Source organism: Pseudomonas sp. Irchel s3h9, from assembly GCF_900187475.1.
GTDB classification, from domain to species: domain Bacteria; phylum Pseudomonadota; class Gammaproteobacteria; order Pseudomonadales; family Pseudomonadaceae; genus Aquipseudomonas; species Aquipseudomonas neuropathica.
Genome location: NZ_FYDH01000002.1, coordinates 397256 through 410709 on the forward strand (window position 1 = coordinate 397256; position 13454 = coordinate 410709).

Sequence of the window (13454 nt, forward strand, 5' to 3'; positions counted from 1 at the left end):
TTTAGGCGTTTGTAAAAAGTGACCCGCCGTAAGGGCGGAACCCTAAGCCGCCATTACCGCAGCAACGGATATTCACCCAAAAACCACCCCCCCAAAAATCAAACCAACACCCCCGCCAACGCCCGGCTCAGGCGTTCATGCACCCGCAAAACATCAGGCATCACCGAAGCCATCCGCAGCAAATCATGCGTCAGCCCAGGACAATGCTCAACCTCAACACTCACCCCCTGCCCCCGCAACTTATCAGCGTAAGCCTGCCCCTCATCAAACAACGGATCAAAACCCGCCAACAACACAATCGCTGGCGCCACCCCCTGCAGATCCTCCGCCAACAACGGCGAAAAACGCCAGTCCAGATAATCTTGCGGACTGCGGGCGTAATGCTGATAAAACCAGTCAAGCGTATCGCTCTCCAACAAATACCCCTCGCTAAACAACAACCGCGAATCGTGCACACGCGAAGCATCGGTCACCGGATAGCACAACAACTGCGCCTTGGGTGCGATGGCCACAGTATGCGGTTGCACCACGGCCTGAATCGCCAGCACCGTAGCCAACGTCGCGCCGGCACTATCGCCACCAAACGCCACGCGCGAGGTATCAAGCCCAAGACTTACGGCGTTTTCCGCTAACCACGACAAAGCGTCTTCGCCATCCTCCAATGCCGTTGGAAAACGATGCTCCGGGGCCAGTCGATAGCCCACCGACAACACCGCACACGGCGTGCGCTGACAAAACTCGCGGCACACACCGTCGTGAGAGTCGAGGCTGCCGACAACAAAACCACCACCATGGAAATACACCAGCACCGGCATCGGCGAGACCGCAGCATTGGGGCGATACAGACGCAATGCCAACGGCGCACCATCACGTGCCGACGTGTCGATTGCGCTGACCAACAGGTCTTCAGGCGCCGGCCAGCGCAGTTGCGCAGTGGTCTGTTCGAAAGTCGCGCGGGCTTCGTTCGGGGTCATTTGGTGCATGGCCGGCAGGCCGGCGTCCTGGCTGTCTTGGGCCAGATCGAGGAAGGCTTCCAGATCAGGGTGTAACGACATCGCTTAAATCCTTGTATCGGCAAAAAAGGGGCGCGCCGCGGCAGCGCCCCCGAAGATGACTGAACGTGTGGCGATCAGCCCGCGCGTGCCATGCAATGCTCGACCAACGCTTCCAGCTCACGCTGGTAATCGCTCATCAAGGCATCCATGGTGCCGGCGCGATAACGCTGGCTGCTGTAGATGCAACGCAAGGCCAACTGACCGTCATAGACCTGGCCGACAATTTCCAGCCAGTTGCCCAAATTGGCTTTGAGGCTGTAGTTGTCACCGGTTTCTTCCAGCGCCGGCACCAGCAGGGCCTGCTCGTCGAAGCTCTGGTCGAATTGCCCCAGGTAGTTGAACGTGACCCGCGCTTGCGGCAGCTCGGCCAGTTGCCTCGACACCTCAGCGCCTGCCAGATGCCGCAGCACGCCATAGCCGATGCCTTTCTGCGGCACCGCTGCCAACTGTGCCTGCACATTGACGATCGACTGGCCGATGTCGTCGCTGTCGGGGCGCAAACGCACCGGGAACATGCTGGTGAACCAGCCCAGGCTGCGGCTCAGGTCGATGGCCTCGAACAGATCTTCACGACCATGGCCTTCGAGCAGGATCAGTGCCGACGGTTGTTGACTCCAGCGGCACAGGGCACGGCTGAGCGCCGACAACAGCAGGTCGTTGATCTGCGTGCCATACACCGCCGGGGCCTGTTTGAGCAGTTGTTCAGTGTGCTCGCGAGATAATTTGAGCCGCGCCTGCGCCTGCTGACGCACGAGGTTTTTGCCGCGCAGGTTGTCGCACGGCAAGTCGACGCCCGGCTGATCCAGTTGCTCCAGCCAATACCCCAGTTCCTGCTCGGCAATCACCGGCGCCTGCGCCTGCAAGGCTTCGGCGAACGATCGGTAACTGCTGGTGCGAATCGGCAGTTTCGGTTGCAGCCCCTGCACGCACGCCTCATACGCCACTTTCAAATCATCGAGCAGAATTCGCCACGACACGGTGTCGACCACCAAGTGATGAATCACCACGAGCAGGCGCGCCTGGCCATCCGGCAAGGCGACGTGCATCACCCGCCAGACCGGCCCGTCATCGAGTTTCAAGCTGCGCTGGGCAAGGTTGGCCAAGGCTTCGACCTGCTCGCTGTTGTCCGCCTCGCGGCGCCAGAGCAACGTCTCGCCCTGTTCACTGAGGTCGCAGTAACGCTGCATCCAGCGCCCGCCTTCGTGGGAGAAACGCAGGCGCAACGAGTCGTGATGTTGCTCGATCCAGCCCAGTGCCTGCTCGAGCGCATCGAGGTCCAGCGGCTGGCGCGCGCTCAACAGCAATGACTGGTTGTAGTGATGCGCCTCGGCCATGCCTTCAGCAAAGAACCACTCCTGAATCGGCAAGAGATTGAACAAGCCCTCGGCGGCCACGTGCGTGACGTCCGTCTGCGGTTGTGCCGTGCCCTCCTTCGCCGCTTCCTGCTCGACGATGCCGGCGATGGTCTGATAACGCATCAGGTCGCGCAGCTTGAGATCCATCTGCAACGTCGGGTGGTTTCTGACGCGGGAGATCACCTGCAAACTCAAAATCGAATCGCCGCCCAGTTCGAAGAAGTTGTCGCTGATGCCCACTTGTTCGACCTGCAGCACCTGCGCCCAGATGTCCGCGAGCAGGCTTTCCTGCTCATTGCGCGGGGCGACGTATTCTTCGGTTTTGAATTCCGGTTCCGGCAGCGCCTTGCGATCCAGCTTGCCGTTAGGCGTTACCGGGAAAGCGTTCAGGCAGACGATCTGCGCCGGCACCATGTATTCCGGCAACGAGGCGCGCAGGCCCGCCTTGAGTTCATCGCCGATGTCTGCACCGGTCGCGGTGACCACATAACCGATCAGTTGCTTGCCGGAGGCATTGTCCCGGGCGATCACCAGTGCATCAGTCACCGACGGCAACTGGCGCAGACTGGCCTCGACTTCACCCAGTTCGATGCGGAAGCCGCGCACCTTGACCTGATGGTCGATACGGCCGACGTAATCGACCACACCGTCGGCGCGTAAACGCACCAGATCGCCGCTGCGATACAGGCGCTCGCCCGCCGCGAACGGATTGGGTACGAAGCGCTCGCAGGTCAGGTCCGGACGGCCGTGATAACCCCGGGCGACGCCATAGCCACCGATGTACAACTCACCGGCAAAGCCTGGCGGCAGCGGGTTCAGGTCTTCGTCCAGCACGTACAGCGAGCGCGCGCCCACGGCACGGCCGATCGGCGCGTACGCCGCTTCGCAATGCTGGCTGACCGGGACTTTCCAGAGCATCGGCGTGACCACGGTTTCGGTCGGGCCGTAGCCGTTGGTGAAGTACTGCGGACGCAGCGCAGCCTTGACCTGCTCGAAGGTCTGATCCGGCACCGCGTCACCGCCGAAGCAATAGATGCGCACGGGTGGCGGCGCAATACCGCTGGCCGCCGCGTACTCGGCCAGTTGCTTGAGATAGGCCGGCGGGAAGCAGGCAATGGTGATGCCGTAGTCGTGCAGCGCCTGATAGGTCTGCTCCGGCGTCCACAGGCAACCGTCGCGAATCAGCAGACGACCGCCGCTGTACAAGGTGCTCAACCAGCGCTCATGGGCCCCGTCGAAGGCGAACGACATAAAGTGCAGCTCGCAACTGCTGGCGTCCATTTCGTACAGCTCGGCGATGGCCTGACAGTGCATGCTCAGCGGGCCTTGGGTCACCGCGACGCCTTTCGGCCGGCCGGTGGAACCCGAGGTGTAGACCAAATAGGCCAGGCCCTGCTCCTGCACGCGACGTTCGGGGGCGTGGTCGGCGTAGCGGCTTTCATCGAGGTGATCGATTTCCAGGCGCAGCAGGCCTTGCGGCGCCGGCAACGTGCTGCGCAGACTGCTCTGGGTCAGCAACAGCGCCATGCCGGAATCTTCGATCATGTAGGCCAGACGCTCCGGCGGATAGTCGATGTCCAGCGGTACGTACGCCGCCCCGCTCTTGAGCACGGCGAGGAAGCTCACGACCATTTCCAGCGAGCGTGGCAAGGCCACGCCGATCACCACTTCCGGCCCGGCGCCGTGTTCGATCAGGCAGTGCGCCAGTCGGTTGGCGCGTTGCTCGAGTTCGGCGTAGGTCAGGTTCATTCCGGCGCATTGCAGGGCGATGGCCTGCGGCTGCTGTTGCGCGTGACGGCTGATCAGTTCCGGCAACAGCGCGGCTTGATGGGTGTGCGTCGGCTCGGCGCTCCAGGCTTGCGCCGCTTGCCATTGCTCGCCGCTCAGGCGCTGCAAATTACCGAGGCGCTCGTACGGCGCCGCCAGCATCGCGGCGAGGGTGTTTTCCATGGTCTGGCGAATACCGACAACCGCCTCGGCGCTGAAGTGGCTGCGCAGGTACAGGTATTCGATCGACAACTCGTCGCCGAGCATCACCGCGAGGTCCATCGGCACGTTGGTCACGCCATGGCCGATGGATTTGCCGAAGGTCAGATCGGTGTCGTTGTCTTCCTGCAAGCGATCGTCGATCGGGAAGTTTTCGAACACCACGATGCTGTCGAACAACGCCTGCCCACCGAGGCTGGACCAGCGCTGTACATCCGCCAGCGGCGCCTGGGAATAATCACGGATGTCGAGGTTGTAGGCCTGCACTTCGCCCAGCCAGTCAGCCAGACGCTGATCGGCTTGCGGGGTCTGAATGATCGGCAAGGTGTTGATAAACAGACCGAGCATGTTGCCGACATTCGCCAGACTTTCCGGACGCCCCGACACCGTGGCGCCAAAGGTCACCGTCTGCTGCCCGGTGTAGCGTTGCAACAGCAGCAACCATGCACCCTGAATCAGCGTGTTGGGGGTGATGCGCAGGTCGCGACAGAACTGCAACAGCCGCGCGGTCTGCGCTTTATCCCAGTTCGAATAGATTGCATCGTGACCGGCGACATCGGCGCTGTGGCGCGGGTGCATCGCCTGGCTCAGTGCCGTCGGCTCGTTGACCGCCGCCAGCCGCGCCTTCCAGAACAGCTCCTGAGCGTCCTGATCCTGCGCCTGCAACCAGGCGATAAAGTCGCGGTAACGACCGTTCTCGCCGATGATTTCGCCCTTGGCGTAATACTGCAGCACCTCACCGAACAGCCGCGAACTGCTCCAGCCGTCCATGAGAATGTGGTGGCTGGTCCAGATCATCTGGTACTGATCTTCGCTCAGGCGCAGCAGGGTCACCCGCAACAAACGCGCTTCGGCCAGATTGAAACCGAGCGCACGGTCAGCGCTGGCGAACTCGGCAATCAGTTCCTCGCTCGTCTCCCGATCACGCCAATCAAGTACCTGCATTTGCAACGGCGCATGGCGATGCACCACCTGCAACGGTTTGGCCAGGCCGTCCTGCCAATGGAAACTGGTGCGCAGAATCGCCTGACGGGCGATGACAAATTCCCACGCCTGACGGAAGCGTTCCACGTCCAGGCCCTTGATCGGCAGGCTGACCTGTTGCACGTAAAGGCTGCTGCCGTTATCCGACAGCGTGTGAAAGAGCATGCCTTCCTGCATCGGCGACAGCGGGTAGACATCCTCGATCTGGTCGGCCGGCACCGGCAACGCATCGAGCTGCGCCTGATCGAGTTGCGCCAGCGGATAATCCGCCGGCGCCTCGTCGGTCGACGACTCGAGCGCAACCACAGCGGCGAGCTTCTGCACGGTCTGCTGCTGGAACAGGTCTTTGGGGGTGAAGCGAATCCCCTGCTGGCGCGCACGGCTGACCAGTTGAATCGAGATGATCGAATCGCCGCCCAGCGCAAAGTAGTTGTCGGTCACGCCGACCCGTTCGATCTTCAGAATATCCTGCCAGACCTCGGCGAGTTGCTGCTCCAGCGGCGTCGACGGCGCCACGTATTCGCGCTGCGACTGGCTGAGGTCCGCTGCAGGCAAGGCTTTGCGGTCGAGTTTTCCGTTGGGGGTCAGCGGCAACTGTTCGAGGAACAGCCACTGCGCCGGCACCATGTATTCCGGCAGATGCGCCTTCAGCGCGGCCTGCAGCGTTTCACTCAGATCGTCCAATTGTTCGAGGCTGAGGCTGCTGTCACTCGGCACCACATACGCCACCAGTTGCTGACCGCTGTGGCCATCCACCGCCAGCACCACGCCCTCGCGCACAGTGTCCTGAGCGAGCAGACGCGCTTCGATTTCACCCAGTTCGATGCGGAAACCGCGCACCTTGACCTGATGATCGATACGCCCGACGTATTCGATCCGGCCGTCATCGCTGAAGCGGGTCAGGTCGCCGGTGCGGTACATGCGCTCGCCGCTGCTCGAGAATGGATTGGGCACGAAACGTTCGGCGGTCAGGCCCGGGCGGAACAGGTAGCCGCGGGTGATGCCGTCGCCGGCCAGGTACAGTTCGGCCGCCACGCCCAGCGGCGCTTGCTGTAATTGACCATCGAGCAGGTACGCCGTGGTGTTGACCAGCGGCCGGCCGATGTTCGCCAGACCACCCAGTTCGCGGCGGGTGCAGGTCGAATAGGTGGTGTCTTCCGACGGCCCGTACAGGTCGTAGACGTGCTCCACCGCCGTCTCGCGGTAGAGCGTGTCGACCAGGCTCTGCTTCAGTGGCTCGCCGGCGAGGTTGATAATGCGCACGCCCGGCGGAATTTGCCCGGTGCGTTGCAGCGCGGCAATCGCCGACGGCACGGTGTTGATCAGGCGCACCTGATCGCGCTCCGGCAAGTCCGGCAGTTCCAGGGCATTGCGCGCCATGACGATCGAGCCGCCGCGTGCGAGGGTGACGAAGATCTCCCACACCGACAGGTCGAAGCACACCGACGTCGACGCCAGTACACCTTGCAGATCGTCTTCGCTGTAGACCTCGGCGGACCAGTGAATCAGCGCCTGCACGTTGCAATGGGCAATGGCCACGCCTTTCGGCTTGCCGGTGGAACCGGAGGTGTAGATCACGTAGGCCAGATTGGCCGAATCCCCGCGCGCAGCAAGATTGTCCGCAGGCTGCTCGGCAAATGCTGCACCACCCGGCTCGACCAGCACCACCTGCGCATCGGTCTGCGGCAGTTGCGCCAGCAGCGACTGCTGCGTGAGCAAGACTTTCGCCTGACTGTCGTCGAGCATGTAGGCCACGCGATCCGCCGGGTAATCCGGGTCCAGCGGCACATAGGTGCCACCGGCCTTGAGCACCGCCATCAGGGCAATGACCAGCTCCGCCGAACGCGGCATCGCCACGCCTACACGGATTTCCGCACCGACACCCAGTGCGACAAGATGATGAGCCAACTGGTTGGCGCGTTGATTGAGCTCGGCATAGCTCAGGGCGACGCCGGCATGACTCAGCGCCAGTGCCTGCGGATGTGCCGCGACGCGACGTTCAAAACTTTGCGGGATCAACCGCTCAGCCGGATACGCGGCCTGATGGTCGTTCCATTGCGCCAGGGTCTGGCGTTCGGCGAGTGGCAACAGGCCGATCTCACCGAGCAGACGCTGCGGCGCCTCGATGAATTGACGCAGCACTTCTTCCAGATGCCCCGCCAGACCTAGCACGCTGCGTTCGGCAAAGTGTTCGGTGAGGTAGTTGAAGTCCAGGTTCAAGACATCGCTGGCCCCGGCGATCAGGGTCAGGCCGTAGTTGGTTTGCTCGCGATGCTCCAGGCCAGCGAAACGCAGACCGCCCGGATTGGCTTCCAGCGCTTCGGACACCGGATAGTTTTCAAACACCAGCAAGGTGTCGAACAACGCTTCGCCGCTCAGCTGGGCCAGACGCTGGATGTCCTGCAACGGCGTCTGCTCGTAGTCGCGCAGCAACAGGTTTTTGTCCTGCACGCTGCGCACCCAGTCGCCGGCGCTGAGCGTGGCTTGCGGGCTGGCGATCACCGGCAAGGTGTTGATGAACAGGCCCAATTGCTGCTCGATGCCCGGCAGATCCACCGGACGTCCGGACACAGTCGCACCAAAGGCTACCGTGGCCTGGCCGGTGTAGCGCTGCAACACCAGCAACCACGCGGCTTGCACCAGACTGTTGAGGGTCACTTGCTGCTGACGGGAGAAACCGTTCAGGCGCTGAGTGAAGGCTTGGTCGAAATGCAGGCGATGCATCTGTTTGCCAGGCCCCGGCACGGTACGCCCGTGACAGGCCGAAGCCAGTCGGGTCGGTTCGTCCAGTGCGGCCAGTTGTCCGCGCCAGAATGCCTCTGCGCCCGCCTTGTCCTGACCTTGCAGCCAGACGAGGAAGTCGCGATAACGGCCCTGCGCGCTTGGTACCGGCTGACCGGCGTAATCCTGCAACACCTCGCCGAACATCCGCGAGTTGCTCCAACCATCCATGAGGATGTGGTGGCAGGTGAAAATCAAACGATGGCGGTCATCGCCGGTGCGCAGCAGGCACAGACGCAGCAGCGGCGGGTTCTGCAGATCGAAACCGCGTGCGCGATCAGCCTGCGCCCGCGCTTCGAGCACGGCCGGCAAGTCCGCCACACCGCGCACATCGACTTCGGGCATTTCCAGGGTCAACTGGCGATTGATCACTTGCAGCGGCGCATCGAGGCCATCGCGGCCCCAGATAAAACCGGCGCGCAGCACTTCATGGCGATCCACCACGCGCTGCCAGGCCTGCTGGAAACGCGCCACGTCGAGGCCGTCGATATCCAGCAGCATCTGATAGACATAGGCGCTGGCATCGGCGTCGTACAGGCTGTGAAACAGGATGCCTTGCTGCATCGGCGCCAGCGGATAGATGTCCTCGATGCGCTGGGCAGCGATCGGCAAGCTATCCAGATGCGCCTGGGACAACCCGGCCAACGGCACGTCCGATGGCGTCAAACCGCCGCTCGGATGGTTCAGGCAATGGTCGATCAACTCGCTCAGCGCTACTTCATAAGCGCGGGCCAACGCGTTGATGGTCGCCTCTTCAAAGACATCGCCGCTGTAAGTCCAGGTCAGGCTCAACTGGCCCTGATAAACCCGGCCATCGATGGTCAGCCAGTTGGCCATCGGCGCGTTTGCGTCCTGACCGGCGCCCTTGTCTTCAGTGGCCGGCACCCACAGGGCGTGTTCATCGAAGTTGTTGTCGAACTGGCCGAGGTAGTTGAACGTCACCTTCGGTTGCGCCAGTTCGTTCAAGACCCCTTGCGACTCGGCGCTGCCCAGATGACGCAGCAAGCCATAACCGATGCCTTTGTTCGGGATCGCGCGCAGTTGCTCCTTGATGCCTTTGATCGAGGTTTCCAGACTGGCGTCCGGGGTCAGGCGCACCGGGAACATGCTGGTGAACCAACCCACCGTGCGGCTGAGGTCGACGTCATCGAACAGGTCTTCGCGACCATGGCCTTCAAGCTGCACCAGGGCGCTATCGGTGTTCGTCCATTGGCACAGCACGCGGGCCAGCGCGGTCAGCAGCAGGTCGTTGACCTGGGTGCGATAAACCGCAGGTGCCTGTTGCAGCAACTGGCGAGTGCGTTCGGCGTCGAGACGCGTATCGACGCTGCGCTCGAAACGGTTGCTCAACTGGCCATGCGGGTTGTCCAGCGGCAGTTCGACCGACTCATCGCGCAGTTGCCCGCGCCAGTAATCCAGTTCGCTTTCCAGTTCAGCGCTACGGGCATGCTTCTGCAGACGCTCGCCCCAATCCTTGAACGCACTGGTCTTGGCCGGCAGACGCACAGCCTGACCGCTGCTCAGTTGTTGATAAGCGCTTTGCAGATCTTCCAGCAGAATCCGCCACGACACGCCATCGACCACCAGGTGATGGATCACCAGCAGCAGACGCTGAGTGGCGTCCGGCAAGTCAACCAACACTGCACGAATCAGCGGACCATCGAGCAAATCGAGGCTGCGTTGCAAGTCCAGGCACAGCGCTGGCAATGCTGCGCTGTCGTCCAGGGTGACCGTGCGCAACAAGGTTTGCGCCTGATCCGCCGGCGCGTGGCTCTGCTGCCAGCCATCGTTGGTTTGCCGGTAACGCAGGCGCAAGGCGTCGTGGTGGCGCTGCAACTGCACCAGCGCCTGCTCCAGCGGCGCCGCGTGCAGTGCGCTGGCCGGGGTCAGCAGGATCGACTGGTTCCAGTGATGCCGCGCCGGAATGTCGCTGTTGAAAAAGTAATGCTGGATCGGTGTCAGCACTGCGTCGCCGAGCACTTCGCCCTGCTGCATTTGCACCGCGTCGCTCTGTTGCGCGACGGTCGCCAGACGTTGCACGGTCTGATGCTGGAAGATGTCTTTGGGGGTGAAGCGAATGCCCGCCTGACGCGCGCGGCTGACCACCTGAATCGAAATGATCGAGTCGCCGCCCAGCTCGAAGAAGTTGTCGTTGAGGCCGACACGCTCGACCTTCAACACGTCCTGCCAGATCTCGGCCAGACGCTGTTCCAGTTCGTTGCGCGGTGCGGCATAGACTTCCTGCGCCTGCGCAACTTCCGGGTGCGGCAGTTGCTTGCGATCGAGTTTGCCGTTGGCCGTCAGCGGCAGGCGTTCAAGGAACGCCCAACTGACCGGAACCATGTAATCAGGCAGGGTTTCGCGCAGATGCGCCTTGATCGAATCGCGCAGTGCGCCCTGCCCTTCGGTATCCAGCGCCTCGTTGGCGACGATCCAGGTTGCCAGTTGCTGGCCGCTGATACCGTCGACCGCCAGCACCACCGCTTCGCGCACGTCGGCGTGCTTGAGCAGTTGCGCTTCGATTTCGCCAAGCTCGATACGGAAACCGCGAATCTTCACCTGATGGTCGATCCGCCCGATGTACTCGATCACCCCGTCGCCGCGCAGCCGCGCTAGGTCGCCGGTGCGATACAGACGCTCGCCGGCCTGCGGATTGAAGGGGTCTGGCACAAAACGTGTGGCGGTCATGCCGGCCTGATTCAGATAACCCCGGGCCAGACCGGCACCGGCGATGTACAGCTCACCGATGCAACCTTGTGGCACCAGGTTCAGCGAGCCATCGAGCAAGTACCACGACAGGTCGACAATCGGCTCGCCAATCGGGCTGCTGTGGCTTTGTTCAAGATCGGCCATCGACAACGGCCGGTAGGTCACGTGCACGGTGGTTTCAGTGATGCCATACATGTTGATCAGCGTGGGCGCACGGTCGCCGAAACGTTCGAACCACGGGCGCAGGCTCTGCACTTCCAGCGCCTCGCCGCCGAACACCACGTAGCGCAGAGCGTTGTTGCGCGATGACTCGCTGGCGACCTGCATCAAGGGCTTGAACGCCGACGGCGTCTGGTTCAACACGGTGACGTTTTCATCGCACAGCAGCGTGTAGAAATCCTCCGGTGAACGGCTGACGTCGTGGGGCACCACCACCAGTTTGCCGCCATACAACAGCGCGCCGAAAATCTCCCAAACCGAGAAGTCAAAGGCGTAGGAATGGAACAGCGTCCAGCTGTCCTGCGGGCCGAAATCGAACCAGTGTTCGGTGGCGCTGAACAGCCGCATGACGTTGCCGTGCGGCAGCAATGCGCCTTTCGGTTTACCGGTGGAACCGGAGGTGTAAATGACGTACGCCAGGCTGTCCGACGTGGTCAGGCACAGCGGGTTGGTTTCGTTGTCGGGCTCTGGGGTCTGATTCAGATCGAGGCACGCCAGCCCTGACGGTACCGGCAGTTGCGCAAGCAGATGGCCTTGGGTCAGCAGCAGCTCGATGCCGCTGTCCGCGATCATGTAGCTCAAGCGATCATCCGGGTAGCCCGGATCCAGCGGCACATAAGCGCCACCGGCCTTAAGCACAGCGAGGATGGCGACAATCATGTCCAGCGAACGCTCGACCGCCACGCCAACACGCACGTCCGGGCCAACGCCACGGGCGATCAGCGCATGCGCCCACTGGTTGGCGCGGCGATTGAGTTCGGCGTACGTCAGGCGTTGCCCATCGTACGTCACGGCGATCGCATCGGGATAACGCTCGGCCTGCGCTTCAATGGCTTGGTGAATGCACTGCTCAAGCGGTTGCTCGACCCGCTCAGGATTCCACTGCGCGAGCAATTGTTGCTGCTGGCCGGCATCGAGCATCAGCAACTGGCCAACGCGCTGGGTCGGCTCGGCGACGATGGCCTGCAACAGCGCGTTCCAGTGTTGTGCCAGACGCTCAATGGTCGCGGCGTCGAACAGATCGGTGGCGTATTTCAGTACGGCTTCGATGCCATGGGCTTGTTCGGTGGTGTTGAGGGTCAGGTCGAACTGCGCGGTCTGACTCTGCCATTCCAGCGGCTCGATGCTCAGGCCATTCAAACGGGTTTCGACACTCACGCGGCGCTCGGCCTGATGGTTGAACATCACCTGGAACAGCGGGCTGTGACTGAGGCTGCGGCCCGGTTCCAGCGCTTCGACCAGTTGCTCGAACGGCAAGTCCTGATGGGCCTGCGCTTCTTGCGCGGTCTGTTTGACCTGACGCAGCAGATCGACAAAGGACATCTGCCCATCGATGTCGGCCTTGAGCACCTGAGTGTTGACGAAGAAGCCGATCAGCCGCTCGATCTCTACCCGGCCACGGTTGGCATTTGGCACGCCGACGCGGATGTCGGCCTGACCGCTGTAGCGATGCAACAAGGCCTGGAACGAGGCCAGCAAGACCACGAACAGGGTGACGTTTTCTTGCCGGGCGAAGGCTTTGAGCGCGTTGCTCAGCGCCGGGTCGAGAATCAGGTTATGGCTGGCGCCAGCGAAGCTTTGCTCGATGGTGCGCGGGCGATCCATCGGCAGTTCCAGCACCGGTTGTTCGCCACCGAGTTTCTCTTGCCAGTAGGCCAGTTGCCGCTCCTGTTCACCGGCCTCCATCCACTGCCGCTGCCACAAGGCGTAGTCGGCGTATTGAATCGGCAGCGCCGGCAGACCGGCGTCGTGATCGAGGTTGAAACCGGCGTAGAGCTGCACCAGTTCCTCGATCATCACTTGCAGCGACCAGCCATCGGAGACGATGTGGTGCAGGGTCAGCACCAGCACATGGTCATTGGGGCCGACTTGCAGCAGCGCTGCGCGCAAAAGCGGGCCGTGCTGCAGGTCGAAAGTTTTCTGGCTCTGGGTCTGTACGAACGCCTGGATCGAGGCATCCGCGTCGTTGGCCAGCTCAGTGCTCAGTTGATGGATCTCCAGTGCAAAGGGCCCTGCGGGCAGGACCACTTGCAAGGGTTGCGCGGTTTCCTGGGAGAACACCGTGCGCAAGGTTTCGTGTCGTTCGATCAGCGCCTGGACGCTGCGCTCCAGCGCGCTGACATCCAGCGGACCCTGCAAGCGCAGGGCCGTCGGAATGTTGTAGGCCGCACTGTGCGGCGCCCACTGCCAGAGAAACCACTGGCGCTGCTGAGCGTAGGACAGCAGCAACGGCTCTTCAGCCGTGCGCTTGAAAACCGGGGCAATGTCAAAGAGGTTGACGCCTTTCTGCTTGAGCAGAACCGCCAGAGCCTTTCTTTGCTTAGCCGAAAGTTGTCCTACCGACTCGATTAACTCTTGCACGCGT

Annotated in this window: 2 protein-coding genes; both read right to left on the reverse strand. The window is 62.4% G+C overall.

Going from position 1 to position 13454, the window contains the following annotated elements; translation table 11 throughout:
• Nucleotides 1-98: 98 nt before the first annotated feature.
• Complete coding sequence (locus CKW26_RS04745) at nt 99-1055, reverse strand: alpha/beta hydrolase (RefSeq protein WP_095047695.1); 957 nt, start codon at nt 1053-1055, stop codon at nt 99-101.
• Nucleotides 1056-1129: 74 nt separating this feature from the next.
• On the reverse strand, nt 1130-13450 hold the full coding sequence (locus CKW26_RS04750) for a non-ribosomal peptide synthetase (RefSeq protein ID WP_095047696.1): 12321 nt from the start codon (nt 13448-13450) through the stop codon (nt 1130-1132).
• Nucleotides 13451-13454 lie beyond the last annotated feature (4 nt).

Coding starts and splice junctions, on each gene's coding strand:
- CKW26_RS04745 (WP_095047695.1), bottom strand. CDS start 1,055: ATGTCGTTACACCCTGATCTGGAAGCCTTCCTCGATCTGGCCCAAGAC.